This is a genomic window from Dietzia sp. Alg238-R159, from assembly GCF_900537145.1.
Lineage (GTDB): Bacteria > Actinomycetota > Actinomycetes > Mycobacteriales > Mycobacteriaceae > Dietzia > Dietzia kunjamensis.
Window position 1 is genome coordinate 140328 of the sequence record NZ_UNRI01000004.1, and the last position, 18162, is coordinate 158489.

16 protein-coding genes and 1 riboswitch are annotated in these 18162 nt (G+C 72.1%); of the genes, 5 read left to right on the forward strand and 11 right to left on the reverse strand.

Going from position 1 to position 18162, the window contains the following annotated elements; genetic code table 11:
* The first annotated feature begins 82 nt into the window (after positions 1-82).
* Both G6R20_RS11735 and mptB read left to right on the forward strand, forming a co-directional pair.
* On the forward strand, positions 83-1162 hold the full coding sequence (locus tag G6R20_RS11735; RefSeq protein ID WP_159148384.1) for a polyprenyl synthetase family protein: 1080 nt from the start codon (positions 83-85) through the stop codon (positions 1160-1162).
* 3 nt (positions 1163-1165) lie between these two features.
* Positions 1166-2788: a polyprenol phosphomannose-dependent alpha 1,6 mannosyltransferase MptB gene (gene mptB / locus G6R20_RS11740; protein ID WP_240341427.1), complete on the forward strand. Its 1623-nt coding sequence runs from the start codon at positions 1166-1168 to the stop codon at positions 2786-2788.
* On the opposite strand, the gene G6R20_RS11745 is transcribed toward mptB, so the two are convergent.
* Entirely contained in the window at positions 2757-3125 is a 369-nt protein-coding gene (locus G6R20_RS11745; RefSeq protein WP_067713740.1) for an Rv2175c family DNA-binding protein, read from the reverse strand. The two genes, mptB and G6R20_RS11745, sit on opposite strands and share 32 nt — an antisense overlap.
* 131 nt (positions 3126-3256) lie before the next feature.
* On the opposite strand from G6R20_RS11745, the gene pknB reads away from it, so the two are divergent.
* Positions 3257-5479 (forward strand): Stk1 family PASTA domain-containing Ser/Thr kinase, encoded by a 2223-nt coding sequence (gene pknB, locus G6R20_RS11750; protein ID WP_240341428.1) that lies wholly within the window; start codon positions 3257-3259, stop codon positions 5477-5479.
* A 63-nt stretch (positions 5480-5542) separates the two neighbouring features.
* Here the strand turns inward: pknB and G6R20_RS11755 are convergent, their stop codons facing one another.
* Genes G6R20_RS11755 through G6R20_RS11775 form a run of 5 tightly spaced genes read right to left on the reverse strand, consistent with a single transcriptional unit; the run spans position 5543 to position 9620 of the window.
* Complete coding sequence (locus G6R20_RS11755; RefSeq protein WP_067713735.1) at positions 5543-6949, reverse strand: 3-deoxy-7-phosphoheptulonate synthase class II; 1407 nt, start codon at positions 6947-6949, stop codon at positions 5543-5545.
* A 36-nt stretch (positions 6950-6985) separates the two neighbouring features.
* Positions 6986-7483 (reverse strand): polyadenylate-specific 3'-exoribonuclease AS, encoded by a 498-nt coding sequence (locus G6R20_RS11760; RefSeq protein WP_067713732.1) that lies wholly within the window; start codon positions 7481-7483, stop codon positions 6986-6988.
* Positions 7484-7489: 6 nt separating this feature from the next.
* Positions 7490-8230, reverse strand: a complete 741-nt coding sequence (locus tag G6R20_RS11765; protein WP_096907274.1) for a lysophospholipid acyltransferase family protein — start codon at positions 8228-8230, stop codon at positions 7490-7492.
* A gap of 44 nt (positions 8231-8274) precedes the next feature.
* Positions 8275-9162 carry a hypothetical protein gene (locus G6R20_RS11770; protein WP_096905656.1) on the reverse strand — a complete coding sequence of 296 codons (888 nt, stop codon included), beginning with the start codon at positions 9160-9162 and terminating at the stop codon, positions 8275-8277.
* Positions 9159-9620: an SRPBCC family protein gene (locus tag G6R20_RS11775; protein ID WP_096905657.1), complete on the reverse strand. Its 462-nt coding sequence runs from the start codon at positions 9618-9620 to the stop codon at positions 9159-9161. Before G6R20_RS11775 ends, G6R20_RS11770 begins: the two co-directional genes overlap by 4 nt.
* A 141-nt stretch (positions 9621-9761) precedes the next feature.
* Between G6R20_RS11775 and G6R20_RS11780 the strand changes: the two genes are divergently transcribed.
* Positions 9762-11561: a long-chain fatty acid--CoA ligase gene (locus G6R20_RS11780; RefSeq protein ID WP_163376517.1), complete on the forward strand. Its 1800-nt coding sequence runs from the start codon at positions 9762-9764 to the stop codon at positions 11559-11561.
* A gap of 34 nt (positions 11562-11595) precedes the next feature.
* Here G6R20_RS11780 and G6R20_RS11785 read toward each other — a convergent pair whose 3' ends face one another.
* From G6R20_RS11785 to G6R20_RS11800, 4 genes are all read right to left on the reverse strand, one after another.
* On the reverse strand, positions 11596-12729 hold the full coding sequence (locus G6R20_RS11785; protein ID WP_067713719.1) for a glycosyltransferase family 4 protein: 1134 nt from the start codon (positions 12727-12729) through the stop codon (positions 11596-11598).
* 136 nt (positions 12730-12865) lie between these two features.
* A complete protein-coding gene (locus tag G6R20_RS11790) occupies positions 12866-13789 on the reverse strand; it encodes an NlpC/P60 family protein (RefSeq protein ID WP_227022238.1) in 924 nt (307 codons plus the stop codon).
* Positions 13790-14221: 432 nt separating this feature from the next.
* Positions 14222-14833, reverse strand: a complete 612-nt coding sequence (locus G6R20_RS11795) for a C40 family peptidase (protein ID WP_119192985.1) — start codon at positions 14831-14833, stop codon at positions 14222-14224.
* A 12-nt stretch (positions 14834-14845) separates the two neighbouring features.
* A riboswitch (cyclic di-AMP (ydaO/yuaA leader) is annotated at positions 14846-14994 on the reverse strand.
* A 79-nt stretch (positions 14995-15073) separates the two neighbouring features.
* Positions 15074-15283: a hypothetical protein gene (locus G6R20_RS11800; protein WP_240341442.1), complete on the reverse strand. Its 210-nt coding sequence runs from the start codon at positions 15281-15283 to the stop codon at positions 15074-15076.
* 163 nt (positions 15284-15446) lie between these two features.
* On the opposite strand from G6R20_RS11800, the gene G6R20_RS19010 reads away from it, so the two are divergent.
* Complete coding sequence (locus tag G6R20_RS19010; RefSeq protein WP_268091943.1) at positions 15447-17078, forward strand: DEDD exonuclease domain-containing protein; 1632 nt, start codon at positions 15447-15449, stop codon at positions 17076-17078.
* Here G6R20_RS19010 and trpD read toward each other — a convergent pair.
* Positions 17065-18123, reverse strand: a complete 1059-nt coding sequence (gene trpD / locus G6R20_RS11810; protein WP_096905663.1) for an anthranilate phosphoribosyltransferase — start codon at positions 18121-18123, stop codon at positions 17065-17067. The genes G6R20_RS19010 and trpD overlap by 14 nt on opposite strands.
* Positions 18124-18162 lie beyond the last annotated feature (39 nt).

Sequence of the window (18162 nt, forward strand, 5' to 3'; positions counted from 1 at the left end):
CCGACGCGCACCACGTCCGGCCGCCGCCCGACGACTAGGATCGTCGGCGACGAGGGCGGCCGGACACCGGCGCCCGGAAGGGATGGTGCCCGTGGTCTCGGCGACTCGCCCCGACGACGGAGAACGCGTCCTCGACGCGCTCCGCCGACTCATCGACGAACGGCGCACGGTCGTGGCGGGGATAGACGAGCGGGTCGACCGCCTGGCCGGCCTGCTCTCCGACTTCGTCCTCGACGGCGGCAAACGGATGCGACCGCGGTTCGCCCTGGCCGGCTGGGCCGCCGCGAGCGACACGGACGCTCCCGCCCCGGACGAGGTCGTCACCGCCTGCGCCGCCCTCGAGCTGATCCAGGCCTGTGCGCTGGTCCACGACGACATCGTGGACGCCTCGGACACCCGGCGAGGCCGCCCCACCGTCCACCGGACGATCGAGGCCGCGCACTGCAACGAGGGTTGGGACGGGGACGCGGCCCGCTACGGCGTCTCCCAGGCCATCCTCGTGGGCGACCTGGCCCTGACGTGGGCCGACGAGATGTTCGTGACCTCCGGGGTACCCCCCGAGGCCCTGGCCCGCGCGCTGGGTCCCTGGTACGCCATGAAGACAGAGGTCCTGTCGGGGCAGATGCTTGACATCCTCGCCGAGGCCTCGGGCGCCACAGACGAGCTCACCCCGGCCCGGGTGAACCGCTTCAAGACCGCGGCCTACACGGTGGAGCGGCCACTGCACATCGGCGCCGAGCTGGCGGGTGCCGGGGCGGAGACCGTCTCGGCCCTGCGGGAGTTCGGGGTGGCCGTGGGCCAGGCGTTCCAGTTGCGGGACGACATGCTGGGCGTGTTCGGCGACCCGGAGGTCACCGGCAAGCCCTCCGGGGACGACCTGCGGGAGGGCAAGCGCACCCTGCTGCTCGCCCGTGCGACCGCCCTCGCCCCCCGCCCGGACGCCGAGTTCCTCCTCGGCGTCCTCGGGACGCAACCCGACGCGGCCACGCTCGAACGCGCGCGCAGCATTCTCGTGGAATCCGGTGCCGTGGTCTCGGTGGAGGCCGAGATCGACGCGTTGACCACCCGCGCCCTGGACGCCGTGGCCTCCGACGCGATCAGCGACCACGGGCGGGACACGCTGCGGGCACTGGCGGAGGCCGCGACCCGCAGGCGGGCTTGATCCGTGCAGGGAGCGACCGGACCCCGGCCGGAGACGACCACCTCGTCGTCGTCACCATTGTCGTCATCACCGCCGTCATCACCGCCGTCGTCACCGTCATCATCACCGTCGCCGTCGACACCATCGTCGCGGATCCGCCGGGCGACCACCGCGACGACCGCCTCGGCCCGCGCCGCCCTGAACGGCCCCTCCGGTCCGGCACTGTGGCGCGGCGTCCTCGGCTCGGTCCTGCTCACCATCGCCGGATTCGGCGCGGGCGCCCTGCCCGTGGACGGCGGCGTCGCGGTCGCGGTGGGGCTGCCCGGGTACACGTTCGGCCACGGTGAGGCCCTCGCCCTCATCCTCTGCTGGGCGGGCGTCGCGCTGCTGGTCACCTCGTGGCTCGCGCTCGGCCCCCGAGCGGTCTCGGGCCGCCTCCCCACCCGGGACGCCGTGTGGGCCACGGCCCTGTGGTCGGCGCCGATGCTGCCCGCGGTCCCCCTGTTCAGCCGCGACGCCTGGTCCTACCTGGCGCAGGGCGCCATGAGCGCCGCGGGAGTGGACCCGTACCACCACGGACCGGAGGCCAACCCCGGCCCCTTCACCGACGAGGTCAGCCCGGACTGGCGGTCCACCGCGACCCCGTACGGCCCGCTGCACCTGTTGCTCATGCGCGTCATCGTGGCGCTGTCCGGCGGCCACCCGGCGGTGGGGAGCGTCATCCTCGGGGTGGTGGTGCTCGCCGCACTGGCCGCGCTCGTCGCGCTCGTGGTCGCCCTGGCCCGCCGCGCCGGGGTGGACGCCGGCGCCGCGGTGTGGATGGCGGGCGCCTCCCCGCTGTCCGTGATCCACTTCGCGGGCGGGCTGCACAACGAGATCTTCCCGCTGGTGGCATGCGTCGGCGCCGTGGTCCTCACGCTCGACCGGCGCTACGCGTGGGCGGGGGCGGCGATCGGGATCGCGGTGGCGTTCAAGGCCACCGCCGTGATCGTCGCGCCGTTCCTGCTGTGGATCGCCCTGGACCGGCGGCGGGCGTCGACCGGGGCGCGGCGCCCCCTCGTCGGCGCCCTCGTCGACACCGGGGCCGCGGCGGGGGCCGCCGCCGTCGCGTTCGCCCTGGCGACCCTCGCCTCGGGCACCGGGTTCGGCTGGCTGGACGCGATCTCCGTCTCCGACCGGGTCATCAACTACCTCAGCGCGCCCACCGCCGCGGCGCACCTGGTCCACGCCGTGGTCGACACCCCCGGATTCGAGGACGTCCTGGCGGTCGCCCGCCGCGTCGGACGCGTGGTCCTGGGGGTCACCCTCGTCGTGGTGTGGTGGCTCCACCGGCGTGACACCCGCTCGGCGCTCCGCGGCATCATGGTCGCGCTGCTGGCCTTCGTCATCCTCAACTCGCTGGCCTGGCCCTGGTATTACGTGTGGGTGGCGGCGTTCTGGGTCGCCGCCCGACCCGGTCGACGCGCCACCACAGCCGTCGTTGCGGTGACCGTCTTCCTCGTGATGGCGATCGGACCCAACGGGTCGACCAGCCTCTACAGCCCCGCGCTCGTCGGGGCGGCCCTCGCGGCAGCCCTCGCCGCGGTCTGGTGGTGGCGGCGCGCCACCGCCGGGGTCAGAACGCCATCGCCTGGGCGCGCCGCATGACCTCGCGGGCGCGGTGACCGTGTAGCGCGTCGGCCGGCCGGCCGGGCAGGCTGTCGTCCTCGGCGAACAGCCACCGCAGGATCTCCTCGTCCCGGTAGCCGCCGTCCCGCAGGACCGCGACCAGCCCGGGCAGGAAGCGCACGACCTCGTCGTCGTCATCCAGGAAGGTCGCCGGCACCACCACGATGCCCGCTCGCCGCACGGCGAGCAGGGTCCCGTCGCGCAGGAGATCGTGCACGCGGGTCACGGGGATGCCCAGGCGCTCGGACACCGCGGGGAGGTTGATGGTCTCGACGTCGGCGGGCAGGACGTCGTCGGCGTGCGGAACAGTACTCACGCCACCCAGGTTAGTCCCACGGGCGCACCCGGGCCCCACCGGCGGTGCCGGCGCGGCCGACGGCGTCGGGCTACGGACCCCGTCCGCTCGGGACGTACCGCGGACGGGACGGGAGGGGCAGAATGGACGACATGAGCACTTACGACGGGAAGCCCCCCGGCCCAGGAACACTGCTCGACGGGCGATACCGGCTCGACGCCGTCATCGCCCGCGGCGGGATGTCCACCGTCCACCTGGCCACCGACGAGCGGTTGGACCGCCACGTCGCCGTCAAGCTGCTCGATCCGACCCTCGCCGGGGACAAGGCGTTCGTGGACCGCTTCACCCTCGAGGCCAGGTCGGTGGCCCGCCTGTCGGATTCCGGCATCGTCCAGGTGTTCGACCAGGGCGTCGAGGCCGACACCGCGTTCCTCGTGATGGAACTCGTGCCCGGTGGCACGTTGCGGGAACTGCTCGACGAGCGCGGCCCCATGCCCCCGTACGCCGCGGCCGCCGTCCTGCGTCCGCTCCTCGGCGCCCTGCGGGAGGCCCACCAGGCCGGGCTGGTGCACCGCGACATCAAGCCCGAGAACGTGTTGATCTCCGGCAGCGGCGCGGTCAAACTCGCCGACTTCGGCCTGGTCCGGGCGGTGGCCGAGTCCCGCGCCACCTCGAGCAGCGTGGTGATGGGCACGGCGGCCTACCTGTCCCCCGAACAGATCTCCGGCGCCGACACCGACGCCCGGTCCGACCTGTACTCCCTCGGCGTTCTCGCCTACGAGATGCTCACCGGGGAGCCACCGTTCAGCGGTGACAACAACATCGCCGTGGCCTACCGTCGCCTCGACACCGACGTGCCGGCCCCGTCCGACCAGTCCGACACCGTGGCCGAGGACCTCGACCACCTGATCCTGCGCGCCACGCGACGCAGCCGTGAGGACCGCTACGCCGACGCCGGCGAGATGCTGCGGGACCTGGACCAGGCCGCCAGGATCGGCCGGTTCCCCGACTATGTCGTCCCGGCACCACGGCAGTCCTCGTGGTCGCGGGCGCGGGCCAACGCCGCGCGGGCCACCCCGGGCGGGGAGTCCGAGTTCGACGCCGCCGACCGTGAGAGCGGGGAGGCGCTGCGCCGGGGCGACGGGCCGACGCCGACGCGGGTGGACACCATGGTGGCCCCGGCGGCGGCGGGTCCCGGGGCGGGAGCGGGGGCCGGCCCTGCTCCTGCGCACTGGCACGGCGCGGGATCGGGCCACTATCCCCCCGGCGGCATCGAGCCCGCGCCCGACCGGGACGTCATCCGGCCCCGCCGCCAGCGCGGCATGCTGTGGCTCATCGTGGTGCTCGCCGCCGCGATCGGCCTGGCCGTGGCCGGCTGGTGGCTGGGTTCCGGCCGGTTCGTGGAGGTGCCGTCGGTTCAGGGTATGTCGGCGGGGCAGGCGACCGAGGCGGTCAACGCCGTCGGGTTGGCCGCCGCGACCCGCGACGCCTTCAGCAACGACGTCCCCCCGTCCGCGCTGGTGGGCACCGACCCCGCGGCGGGCGAGCGGGTGCCGCGCGGCGACACCGTCGATGTGTTGGTGTCCGTCGGTCGCCCCGTGGTGCCCGAGGTCGGCGCCGACAGGTCGGTGGACGCCGTGTCCGCAGCGCTGCGGGAGAACTCACTGGAACCGGTCCGGGGCGGGAACGAGTACTCGGACTCGGTACCCGTCGGCCAGGTGGTCTCGCTCCAGCCGGGCGCGGGCACGACCGTCGACGTGGGCACCCGGGTGGCCATGGTGACCAGTTCCGGCCCCGCACCCGTCGCCGTCCCCGAGGTCGTGGGCCTGGAGGAGGACCAGGCGCGGGCGGCCCTGGAGGGCGCGGGCCTCACCGTGTCACAGGTCAGACGGGTCTACGACGACGAGGTGGACGGCGGCGCGGCCGTGGGCACCGACCCGGACAGCGGAACCGACGTGTCCCGCGGGGACGGGGTCGTCCTGCTCGTCTCCAATGCACTGACCGTGCCGGACCTCCGGGATGTGCCCCTCGACGAGGCGACCGGGATCCTCGAGGACGAGGGGTTCACGATCGTCCGCGAATCGCCCGTGACCGATCGTCAGATCTCCGACGGCCGCGTGGTGCGCACCGATCCGCCCGCCGGGACCCGGCTCGACCCGACGAACGCGGTGCTGCGGGTCGTCCCGTCGGACGCGGTGACCGTCCCGGTGGTGCTGGGTTCGCGGGCCTCCGACGCGCGCCGGACGCTGCAGGACGCCGGGCTCGAGGCCACCATCGACTCGGGAACGTCGAGGGGGATCGTCTACGGCCAGACCCCGCTGCCCGGCCGGGTGGTGGCCAGGGGCAGCGAGGTCGAGATCGACGCGCTCGGCTAGGACCGGCCGCGTCTCCGGCGCGGCCGGCCGTGCCTCCGGGGCGCGAGGCCGGCCCCTACGGCGTCAGCTGCGCAGCATCTCCGCCACGAGGTAGGCGAGCTCGAGCGACTGCTGGGTGTTGAGGCGCGGGTCGCAGGCGGTCTCGTAGCGACCGGCCAGATCGATGTCCGAGATGTCCTGGGCTCCGCCGAGGCACTCGGTGACGTCCTCACCGGTGAGCTCGATGTGGATGCCACCCGGGTGGGAACCGAGAGCGTGGTGGACCTCGAAGAAGCCCTGTACCTCGTCGATGATCCGGTCGAAATGGCGGGTCTTGTACCCGTTGGACGTCGAGTGCGTGTTGCCGTGCATGGGGTCGCACTGCCAGATGACCTTGTGGCCGGTCGCCTCGACGGCCTGGACGATCGGCGGCAGCGCGTCGCGGACCTTGTCGTTGCCCATCCGGGAGACGAGCGTCAGTCGACCCGGCCGGTTGTGGGGGTCGAGCTTCTCCACGTACTCGACCGCCAACTCGGGCGTGGTGGTGGGACCGATCTTCAGGCCGATCGGGTTCTGGATGAGCGAGGCGAACGCCACGTGGGCGTCGTCGATGCCGCGGGTCCGCTCCCCGATCCACAGGAAGTGCGCCGACAGGTCGTACAACCCCTGCTCGGCGTCGCCGGTCAGGCCCGTGCCGTCGTCGGCCAGGCGCAACATGGCCCGCTCGTAGTCCAGGACGAGCGCCTCGTGGGAGGAGAAGATGTCGGCCGAGCGCAGGTTCTGGTCCGAGACCCCGCACGCGTCCATGAAGCGCAGGCCACGATCCACCTCGGCGGCGAGGGCCTCGTAGCGGGCACCAGCGGGCGAGCCCGCGACGAACTCCATGTTCCATTCGTGGACGCGATGCAGGTCCGCGGTGCCCGACGCCGTGAGGGAACGGACCAGGTTCATCGCCGCGGCCGCGTTGGCGTAGGCACGGACGAGCCGGGAGGCGTCGTGCTCACGGGCCGCCTCGTCCGGCTCGAGCGCGTTGACCATGTCGCCGCGGTAGGACAGCAACCCGGTTCCGTCGCGGTCCGCCGAGCGGGGCTTGGCGTACTGGCCGGCGATCCGGCCGACCTTGACCACGGGCATCGACGCACCGTAGGTCAGCACGACCGACATCTGCAGCAGGGTGCGGATCACGCCCTTGATGTGCGGCTCGGTGTTCGCCTCGAACGTCTCGGCGCAGTCACCGCCCTGGAGCAGGAACGCACGCCCGTGCGCCACGTCGGCGAGGCGATCGGAGAGGTGCTCGACCTCGGAGGCGACGCAGATCGGCGGCACGCTCTCCAACACTTTGCGCATCGCCGCGGCGTGACCGGGATCCCACGACGGCTGCTGAAGGGCGGGCCGCGAGAGGGCGTCCGCCAGCTGCCGATCCAGGTCCGCGGAGAGCGGCGGGAGGTCGGGGAGTTGCGCGATGTCGACGTCGACTGTCCAGTTGCTCACCCCGGCGACGATACGCCACCACCGGCGGAGCGGGCCTCAGAGACCCAGGTGGGGCGACTTCGCCGCGATGGCGCGGAAGCGCATCGCGGCGTGGCGGGCGTCGGCGAGGGCGTCGTGTTCCCCTCCCGGGTGTGCGGGCAGGTCGGGCTTGCCGGCGGTCTCCCAGAGCTGGCGGACGTCGCGCGTGAACCGGGGCATGGCGGCGGGAAGGGCTGTCATGTCGCCCCACAGCTGGCAGACGGCCACGTGGTCGTACGCCCCGATCCACGCCCACATCTCGACCCCGCCGGTGGGCGGCGCGGTGACGAACTCGTAGAGCTCGTCCCGGATGCGGCTCCGGGACATCCACGCGGACGACGACGGGTTGGGCAGCTTCGGAAGGACGTTGCGCCGCACCCACGGCCCGGCCGCCGAGGCGTCGAAGTCGGTGGACACGGCGTAGAACTCCCGGCCGTCCTCGGCGACGATCCCCACGGAGACCAACTCGATCGTCGTGCCGTCCTCGATGAACTCGCAGTCGTAGAAGTAGCGCACCGGCGATCAGCGCTGTCCCTCGACGGGGTGGTCGAGCAGGTTCCGCCCGGCCTTGCGCACCGCCTCGTAGCGCTTCTTCATCTCGGCGCCATACGTGTCGTGGACGTACTCCTGATTGGTCAGCGCCTGGATCCGCCGCATGAGCTCGTCGGTGATCTCGCGCTCAGCGTCCCGGTCCCCCTCGCGCCCGGCCCACGGGGACAGATCGAGCGGCTCGCCGAGCATGACCCGGATCTCGGTGCGCCGCCCGGGGCGGAACCGGGAGATCCGGCGTACGTACTCGGGGGTCCCGGTCACGCCCACCGGGATGATGGGCACCCCGGCGCGGAGTGCGAGGCGGGCGGGCCCGGTCTTCCCGCGGTACAGACGACCGTCCGGCGAGCGCGTCCCCTCCGGGTAGATGCACAGGATCTCCCCCGATGAGAGGACCTCGAGCCCGGCGTCGAGGGCGGCCTGCGCGGCGTCGGCGTTGGTGCGGTCGATCGGGTGCTGGCCCGAGCCGGCGAAGAACCACCGGCTGAGTATGCCGCGGACACCGGTTCCGGTGAAGTAGTCGCTCTTGGCCAGGAAGGTGACCCGGCGGGGCATGAGCAGAGCGGTGAACAACCAGTCCGCGACGGACTGGTGGTTGCCGACCAGCAGGGCGCCACCGCGCTCGGGGAAGTGCTCGCGTCCCGTGACGACCCGACGACTCGTCAGACGTAGGAACGGGCCGATGAGCACGTATTTGAACAGGTAGTACAGCAACGGGTCACCGGTCCTCTTGTGATGGCTGTCGACGAATGCGGATACTACCCGGCGCGGTCCGCGGATCCGGACGGTACGAGGTTCGGGGGCCACAGATCCGGGTCGGGCAGGAAGCTGATCACCAGTCGACCCGCGTCGCGCTCGAAGACGGACTGCGTGAGCACACACCGGCGCAGCAGCGGCGGCAGCGCCACCACCGCCCGGAACCCGTCGAACTCCAGGCGGAGCCGGTCCCCCTCGACCGAGACCGGCGCGGACGGGCGGGTCGGGGCCGGGTACTCGACCCGGTATCCGCCCTCGCCGTCGGGCGCCACCACCGGGGTGACGGCGCCGCGGGCCAGAGTCGCCATGGCAGCCGTGGAGCCGGCCGGGGACCCCACCACGATGGTCTCGATCCTCCCGGCGAGGAAGCCGGCCACGTCACCGGCGAGCAGCGCGAGTCTGTGCGCTTCCCGCACCCGCACGTCGGCGCGTCCGCCCGCCGCCATGGAGGCGAAGCGCACATTGGCGGGCCAACGTGATTCCACGAACGCGGCCAGTTCCCCGGCCGCCGCGAGCCGGCGCACCGCGGTCAGGTCCCCGTCGAGCTCGACCACGACGACGTCCCAGTACTCGGACGACGCGGCCCGTCGCGCGTACTCCCACCCGAGCACCGCGGCCAGTGGGGCGTCCCCTCCGGCGGCGAGCGCCGCGAGTACGTCGTCGTCCGGATCGGCGGCGCCGGACCGGTAGGTCTCGAGCCTCGCCGTCGGGTCGTCGACCCGGACCTCGACGGGCCCGTCCTCCGAGACGTCGAGACGGGGGTCGACGGCATCGGGATGGCCGGTCAGGATCAACGCCGTGCAGCCGGGGTCCGCGAGCAGGTCGGCGGTGACGCCCGCGCGGTCCTCGGGATCTCCCCCGAGGACGACGACGACACGAGTTCTGCTCACCGCGACTCCGCCCGGCGTTTGAGTTCCTTCAGTGCGTCGCCCAGGATCCGGCGCTCGGCGCGGCTGCGCAGGCTCCCGATCACCGGGACCGTGAGCTCGATCTCGAGTTCGTAGTCCACACGCGTGCCGCCCGCCACCGGTTCGAGCCGGTAGTAGCCCCGTTGGGCCCTCTGCAACGCCGAGCTCTCGAGCCGCCACTCCAGACCGCGGTCGTCCGCCGACCAGGAGTAGACGAGGACGTACTCGTCGACGATCGCGCCCGCCTCGAGCTCGAACCGCACCCGGTCCGGACGGCCGTCCTGACCGCTGGAGAGCACTTCGGCCGCGCGGATCGACGCGGACCACTCCGGGTACGCGGCGAAGTCGGAGATGACCGCCATGACGTCCTCCACCGGTGCGTCGACCACCGTGGAGTCTCTGGTCGGCCACACCTCGGGGGCGCCGTCGTGCTCGCTCATACCCACAAGCTTCACATATCCCGCTCCGCGATGCGCCCCACCCGCGGCGCCCGGAAGGCAGGCGACGTGACCACCGTGTGGTCCCGGCGATAGTGTGTGTGGTCACCGACATACTCTGAACGTCTCCACCGGGAGGACCCTTTGCGCGAATACGTCGCGGTACCCGCCAACTTCACCGTCCCTGACGACTGGTCCTGCGTTCAGTCGGCATACGACCGCGCGGAGAACACCCCGGAGAACGTGGCGTTCCAGAAGCCCGTCGACGGTCGGTGGACGGACGTCACCAACCGCGAGTTCGCCGAGGAGGTCCGGACGATCGCCCGCGGACTGGTGGCGCTCGGTGTCCGGGCGGGCGATCGGGTCGCCCTGCTGAGCTCCACCCGGTACGAGTGGAATCTCATCGACTTCGCGATCTGGGCCGTCGGCGCGGTCACCGTTCCCGTGTACGACAGCTCCAGCGCCGACCAGATCCACTGGATCATGGAGGACTCCGCGGCCCGGTTGATCATCGTCGAGAACGACATCCACGCCACCACCGCCCGAGAGGGCGTGCAGGGCCTGGAGGTCGCCGACGTCCTGGTGATCGACGGCGCGACCCCGGTCCTCGAGACCCTCGCCTCCGAGGGGGCCACGGTCGACGTCTCGGTGCTCGACGAGCGCCGGGCCTCGGTCCGCGCCGACTCCCCCGCGACGCTGATCTACACCTCGGGGACCACGGGCCGCCCCAAGGGCGTCATGCTCAGCCACCGCAACTTCATGTCCGAGACGCTCGCCGTGCTCGAGACGCCGTTCAGCGGGATCCTGCGGGACGACGCCACCTCGGTGATGTTCCTGCCCCTGGCCCACGTGTTGGCCCGCGCCATCACCTACGCCGGCTTCCACGCCGGCGTGACCATCGCGCATTCCTCCGACCTGACCAACCTGGTCGAGACGTTCGGCGAGATGAAGCCGCACTACATCCTGGCCGTCCCCCGCGTGTTCCAGAAGGTTTTCAACAAGGCCCAGGCGACCGCGCAGGACGGCGGCACGGTCAAGGCGTGGATGTTCGACAAGGCCGCGGACACCGCGGTCGCGTACTCCAAGGCCAACCGGGGTGACGGCCGGGTGGGTCCGCTGCTCGGGCTGCGCCACGCGATCTTCTCGAAGCTGGTCTACGGCAAACTCGTCAACGCGCTCGGTGGGCGTTGCGAGGTCGCCATCTCCGGCGGCGCGGCCCTGGGTGACCGTCTGACCCACTTCTTCGACGGCATCGGGGTCAACATCTTCGAGGGTTACGGCCTGACGGAGACCTGTGCGGCGATCACGGTCAACACCCCGGGGCGGATGCGGATCGGCAGCGTCGGCCAGCCGCTGCCCGGCTGCGCGGTCCGGATCGCGCAGGACGGTGAAGTCGAGGTCAGCGGACCCGTCGTCGCCTCCGGCTACTGGCAGAACGAGGAGGCGACCGCCGAGTCCTTCAGCGACGGCTGGTTCCGCACCGGTGACCTGGGTTCGCTGGACGAGGACGGGTACCTGTCGATCACCGGCCGCAAGAAGGAGATCATCGTGACGGCCGGCGGGAAGAACGTGGCGCCCAACCAGCTCGAGGACGCGCTGCGTGCGGACCCGCTCGTGGCGGAGGCGGTGTGCGTGAGCGACGGCAAGCCGTTCGTCTCGGCCCTGCTGACCCTCGACCCGGAGGCCGTTGAACGGTGGAAGACCCACCACGACAAGTCCGGCTCGTTGTACGAGTTGCTCAAGGACGCCGATCTGATCGAGCACCTGGACCAGGCGCTGGTGCGGGCGAACCGGAGCGTGTCGCACTCCGAGTCGATCAAGAAGTACCACGTCCTCCCGGACCAGTTCACCGAGGAGACCGGTGAGCTCACCGCGTCCCTGAAGGTCAAGCGCAACGTCGTGCACCAGAAGTACGCCCAGCAGATCGAGTCGCTCTACGCCTGATCGGACCGCGCGTCGGAACGCGTGCTCTCGCGGGTCACTCCCCCGAGAGCACGCGTTCCATGTCCCGGGCCAGGTCCTCCCAGCGCCAGTTCTCCAGCACCCAGGTGCGGCCGCGGACCCCCATGGCCGACGCCCTGGGCCGGTCCTCGAGCAGGCCGGCGACGGCGTCGGCGACCTCGCCCTGTGACGTCCCGTCGACCACGAGACCGGTCCGGCCGTCGCGCACCGTCTCCGGGGCACCGCCGCTCCGGCCCGCCACGACCGGCACCCCGCACGCGGACGCCTCCAGGTAGACGATTCCCAGCCCCTCGACGTCCAGCCCTCCCCCTCGGGTCCTGCACGGCATCGCGAAGACGTCCGCGAGTCGGTGGTGGTCGACGATCTCGTCCGCGGGGACGCGGCCGGTGAAGACGACCCGGTCGGCCACCCCGAGGCGGCGTGCCAGTCCTTCCAGCGTGCGCCGATAGGGCCCACCGCCGACGACGACGAGGACCGCCCCGGGCACCCGCCGGGCGATCTCCGGCATCGCCCGGATGAGCATGTCCTGGCCCTTCCGCGGCACGAGGCGGGACAGACACACGATCACGTCGCGGTCCGCGAGTCCGTAACGGTCGCGGATCGCCCTTCGCCGTGCGGGATCCGGCCGGAACCTCTCCGTATCGACGCCACCCGGCTGGTGCACCAGGCGGGCGCGGGGGCCGAACGCCGCCGCGAACCGCCTCCGTGTGTAGTCGCTCACGTAGGTGACCGCGTCGGTGGACTCGCCGATCAGTCGCAGGATCTGGCGCGAGCCCGGCAGCATCGACCAGCCGACCTCGTGTCCGTGTGTGCTCGCGATGATGCGGTCCACGGGGCCCTGCCGTAGCACCGGCGCCATGGCGGCGAGGGGGGCGGCGGCCCCGAACCAGATCGTCGTCGCGCCGAAGTCCGAGGCGAGCCTTCGTGCGCGTGCCGCGAGGTCGGGCGTGGGGAGCAACACCTCGGTGGGCACCCTCTCCACCAGATAGGGCTTGGCGGCGTCGTACTCCGCCGATTCGCCACCCCGGAACGTCGAGGCGAGCACCGCGACGTCCGTCGGGTCCAGGTGGCTCAGATACGTCTCCAGGTACGACTGGATCCCGCCCGGGCGCGGCGGGTAGTCGTTGGTGATCAACAGCGTCTTGGTCATCGGCTCCGAGCCTGCCACACAACCCGGCCCGCCTCGGCCCCGCCCGGTGCGTCGTCCTCGTCGGGAAGGGGCGGAGCGCGATCGGGGACGGCCGGTGTCTGCGCGGGGCGGCCGTGCTTGGCCGGGTCGGCCGGGGTCAGTAGCGGCGGATCCCGTGAATCGGCATCGCGTCGACCTGCTCGAGGCGGACCGGCACACCGTAGGTCGGGGCGTGCAGGACCAGACCGTCGCCGGCGTACATCCCGACGTGGGTGGCGCCGGGGAAGTAGATGACAAGGTCACCGGGCCGGATGTCGTTCATCGCCACCGGGGCGCCCGCGACCGCCTGCGCCTGGCTCGCCCGGGGCAGCGCCTTGCCCTCCTGCGCGTACGACCACACCATGAGACCGGAGCAGTCGAACTCGGACGGGCCCGTCGCGCCCCACGAGTAGGGCGCGCCCAGCCGGGAGAGTGCGACTCGGAGCGCCGCGGAATTGACGTCGTCCACCGGCGGGGCAACGTACCCCTCCGGCACCACCGGTCCGCCGATCCAGAGATCGCGTTGTGCGTCCGACAGTGCGTCGACCCGGCGACGGACCTCATCCATCCGTACCCGCATCTCCTCGGTTCGGCGGGCGAGCGCGTCGGTTCGCTCCTGCGCGACGCGGGCCGCGTCCCGGGCCTCGGCCGCGGAACGCGCGGCCTCTTCCCTGAGCTGCACCGCATCCCGGGACGCAGCTCTGGAGGCGTCCAGTGCACTCGTGGTGGCCCCGGACAGTCGGCGCAGCGTGTCGAGCCTGTCGACCAGGTCCCGGGGGCTCTCGGCGAGCACTGCCGCCCGTGTGGCGCCGGTGTCCCCGCCCCGGTACCGCATGGTCGCGAGGTGATCGACGATGGACTGGTCCCGGCGCGCGGTGCCGTCCGCGAGGGCGGACCGTCCGGCTGCGACCCCGGCGGCCCGTTCGAGGCGGACGCGCTCCCCGTTGGCGCGGTCCAGTTCCCCGCGCGCGAGGTGGAGCTGCTCCCCCAATGCTCCCGCCTCCTCGGACAACCGGGCCAGCTCCGCCAGGTCCTCGCTCATCTCGCCGGGCACCGCTGTGGCGGACGGCGTGGTGGACGGTGCAGTCTGCGACGGAGCGGGGGAAGACGGAGCGGTCGACGACGGAGCGGGAGAAGTCGAAACCTGATCAGGCGGGGTAACCGGACCCGGGACAGGCGCCGTGGTCGCGGTTGGCGACGACCGGTCCGGGGTGGTGGTCTGCGCTCCGGCCGGCGCGGGACCGAGGGTCAACGAGGTGGTCACGGTCGCTGCGATCGCGAGCACGCTGAGGCTGCGGGTCATCTGGTGTCGTCGAACTCTCGGATCCGGGTCACGCAGGGCGCGGGCGCCCAGCCGACGCCTACGGTGGAATCGGGTACCCGAGAGGGGATGTTACAGACGACAGACCCCGCCGGTGACCGGTTCGAGACCGGACGCCGACGGGGTCTGCGGAGGTTCGGGGAGCGACCCGACTCAGTAGTAGCGTGTCGCACCGTAGAACGGCATGGAGTCCACCGGCGCGTAGCTCACCGAGGTGCCCGAGTACGGGGCGTGGACGACCTGGCCGTTGCCGGCGTAGATCCCGACGTGGCTGGCGCCACTGTAGAAGGCGACGATGTCGCCGGGCTGCAGGTCGGCCTTGGAGACCTGGGTGCCGCCGCCGATCTGGGCCTGGCTGGTGCGCGGGATGGAGATCCCCGCCTCCTTGTAGGCCCACGAGGTCAGACCGGAGCAGTCGAACGAGTTGGGGCCGGTAGCGCCCCAGACGTAGGGCGAGCCGACCCGGGTGGTGGCGGCGTCGAGGATGCGCTGGCCGGTCGAGACCACCGGCGCGGGGGCGGCGAACTCGACGGGCGCCGCCTGTGCCTGGGCCTGGGCCAGGCCGGCCGGGAGCTCGATGCCCTCCGGTAGGTCGAACGAGACCTGGTTCGGCACGCCGGGCAGCCGCAGCTCGACGGGGACGTCGACGGTGACGGGTGCGGCGGCGGCGGTTCCGGAACCGGCGACAGCGGCTCCGGCTGCGAGCAGGCCGGCGGCGGCGACACGGCGGCCGGTCGAGCTGGTCTTGATGCTGTGGGCTCCCACGAAGACTGTTCCTCTTTCTTCCTGCGGCACCGACCGGGTTAGCTGACGGGTTCGGACACGGAAGTCTGTCCTACGCTTCGGACCTGTAGGCCCTCGTGCGATTCACCCCAGTGGATCTTGGTTCCCCGGTGCGCCCTTCGGCGCTTAGGTGTGACCCCGGCTCCCCGCCGGCAGGCGGGCGATGACTTCCGAGGTCTCGAAAAGGTTACGAAACCGTCTCGTCGAAGTCCAGTTCATCGCTCACGCGGCGACGTCAGCCCCCAGAATCTCGACCGTGGAGACCATTCCGACCTCGCGCAGGACGTCGATCGCCTCGCGGACCTCCGGGTCCAGAACATAGCCGCACGACTCCGGAGATAGCTCGTCCACCTGCGGTTTTCCGGCGTCGAGAACGGCGATGATGCACCCGTCACATGCGGCGGGTCCTGCGGGACACCGCACGCAGTCCATCGTGAACATGATCTACCTCACACTTCGTCCTGGGCGTGTTGCCCGTTCGTTATCGAGCCGCGATCCGGGCCCGGGGTGGTCGTACTGCGGGGCACCCTAGGGACAAGGTCCGACAACCACGGCGGGGCCGGCGGTGTCGGAGGGCGGGGCTACCGTCTCCGCCATGCCCCGATCCCCCTCCCCCGTCTCGACCGGGGTGCAGGCAGCCTTCGACGATCTCGAGCCTCTGCTGTCCGACGTCACGTTCGTCGTGGTCGACCTGGAGACGACGGGCACCCGGACCGGAAGCGACGAGATCACCGAGATCGGCGCGGTACGCGTCCGGGGCGGCGAGGTGCAGGCGGAACTGTCGACGTTCGTCTCGATCGACGGTGCCCTGCCCCGCCACATCAGCAGACTGACGGGGATAGCTCCGGACGACCTCGTCGGTGCCCCGAGTCTCGGCGAGGTGATGTCGACGTTTCTCGAATTCTCCCGCGGGGCCGTCCTCGTCGCCCACAACGCGCGGTTCGACCTGGGCTTCCTGCGGGCCGCCGCCGCGTCGACCGGGCGCCCGTGGCCCGATCCCCCGTCGCTCTGCACCCTGGCTCTCGCGAGGCGGGTGCTGCACCGCGGGGAGACACGAGGCCATCGGTTGGGAGTCCTCGCCGCGCACCTGGGGGCCACCGTGGAGCCCAATCACCGGGCCCTGCAGGACGCCCGCGCCACGGTCGACGTGCTCCACGCACTGATCTCGCGGGTCGGCGACTGCGGGGTCTCGACCCTGTCGGAGCTACGGGCCTACGACGGTCGTCTCTCCCCGGAGGTGAGGCGGCGGGCCGCCATGACCGGCTCGCTGACCGAGGGGCCCGGTGTCTACGTGTTCCGGGATGACGCCGGTGGCGCCCTGTACGTCGGCTCGTCCGGCGCGGTCCGCAGACGGGCCCGGTCCTACTACTCCGGCGGTGACACGCGCGGACGGATGCGCACCATGGTCGGGCTGGCCGACTCGATCGACTCGGTCGCGTGCGCCCACCTCCTCGAGGCGTGGACCGTCGAGGAACAGCTCATCGACTCGCTTCAACCCCCGTTCAACACCCGGTCGCGGAGCCCGCGCCGCGGCTGGTGGCTCACGCCCCCCACCGGCCGCGCCACCCGCCCGAAGGTCGTGCGAACGCCGGACGACCCCGCCGCCATCGGGCCCTTCCGGCGCGCCGAGGACGCCCGGGCCGCCCGGGAGGACCTCCTCGGCGTGTTCGGCACCGCCCCGGGATCCGATCGCTGGGCGGCGCTGGCGGAGGGACGGGACTCCGGCCCCCTGCGGGATCTGGTCGACCGCGTGGAGGTACTCGCGGCCGAGGGCGCGTTCGAACGCGCGGCCAGGCTCCGCGACAGGACCGCAGCTCTCGTGCGGGTCCTCTCCCGACGGCAGGAACTCGCCGCCACGGCCTCGCTGCCCGAGATCGTTCTCGCACAGCCGGCGCCGCGCCGGACGTGGGCGGTCGCGGTGGTGCGCCACGGTCGACTCGCCGGATCCGGGGTCGTCCCGCCGGGAGCGGCACCGATGCCGGTCATCGACGGACTCCGGGCCGCCGCGACCACCGTGCAGCCCGGCCCCGGCCCCTTCGCCGGTGCCACCGCCGCCCAGATCCGGAACGTCCACCGGTGGATCGACTCGACCAGGACACGCATCGTCTCGGTCGAGGGTTGCTGGACGCTCCCCCTTGACGGGGCGCACACGCTGACCGGCTGGGCGGCCCTGGCCGAGAGCGCCGCCGCCGAGCACCGCGGGACGGGACTCGTCAGCGCACGCTGAACCCGGCCCACTTCTCGAGCAGCCGCCCCGCCTCGCCGTCGTCGATCGCCGCCGCGGCCCGGTCCACCGCGGCCCGCATGGCAGGTACCAGGTCGGAACCACGCTCGAGACCGTCGAAGGCCACCAGCGCGGCCGCGGAGTTGAGCAATACCGCATCGCGGACCGGGCCCCGCGCTCCCGCGAGGAGATCGCGGGCGACCCCGGCGTTGTGGACGCCGTCCCCACCCCGTAGTTCCTCGATCGAGCAGGCGCTCATCCCGAAGTCGGCGGGCTCGACCTGATCCTCGTCCACATGACCGCCCGAGACCCGCAGGACCCGGGTGGGACCGGTCATGGTGATCTCGTCGAGACCATCCGACCCACGCACCACGAGCGCCGACTTACCGCGCAACGCGAACACCTCCGCCATCACCGTCATCAGCCCCTCGAAGGCGCAGCCGATGAGGTTCGCGGCGGGTGCCGCGGGATTCGTGAGAGGCCCGAGGATGTTGAAGACGGTCGGGATCCCGATCTCACGCCGGGGAGTCGCGGCGAAACGCAGCGCGGGATGGAACACGGGCGCGAAGCAGAAGGCCACGCCCACCTCGTCGAGGCACCGCCCGACGTCCTCCGGGCCGAGGTCGATCGCCACCCCGAGCGCCTCGAGCACATCGGCACCGCCGCTCTTGGACGACGCCGCCCGGTTGCCGTGCTTGACCACGGGCACCCCGCAGGCGCTCACCACGAGAGAGGACATCGTGGAGATGTTCACCGTGCCCTGGCGGTCGCCACCGGTACCGACGATGTCCACGCAGGGACGATCAGTGGGCACCCGACGGGAGTAGTCGAGCATGGTCGAGGCCAGCGCGTCGAGCTCCGGACCCGTGACGCCCTTCATTTTCAGGGCAACGCCGAAGGCTGCGATCTGAGCGTCGGTGGCGACACCCTCCATGATCCGGGACATCGCCCACCCGGCCTCCGCCGGATCGAGGTCCCCGCCCGCGGTGAGGGTACCGAGAACCCCGGGCCACGACCGGCCCCCGTCGAACGCTGCCGAACTGCCCACGTGTCCCGACCTCCTCTGGTGTCATGGAAACGGACACGC

Excerpts from the sequence above, each read along its gene's own strand:
- G6R20_RS11735 (WP_159148384.1), top strand. The coding sequence starts at position 83 with ATGGTGCCCGTGGTCTCGGCGACTCGCCCCGACGACGGAGAACGCGTC.
- pknB (WP_240341428.1), top strand. The coding sequence starts at position 3,257 with ATGAGCACTTACGACGGGAAGCCCCCCGGCCCAGGAACACTGCTCGAC.
- G6R20_RS11775 (WP_096905657.1), bottom strand. The coding sequence starts at position 9,620 with ATGAGCGAGCACGACGGCGCCCCCGAGGTGTGGCCGACCAGAGACTCC.
- G6R20_RS11785 (WP_067713719.1), bottom strand. The coding sequence starts at position 12,729 with ATGACCAAGACGCTGTTGATCACCAACGACTACCCGCCGCGCCCGGGC.
- G6R20_RS11790 (WP_227022238.1), bottom strand. The coding sequence starts at position 13,789 with ATGAGCGAGGACCTGGCGGAGCTGGCCCGGTTGTCCGAGGAGGCGGGA.
- G6R20_RS11800 (WP_240341442.1), bottom strand. The coding sequence starts at position 15,283 with ATGGACTGCGTGCGGTGTCCCGCAGGACCCGCCGCATGTGACGGGTGC.
- G6R20_RS19010 (WP_268091943.1), top strand. The coding sequence starts at position 15,447 with ATGCCCCGATCCCCCTCCCCCGTCTCGACCGGGGTGCAGGCAGCCTTC.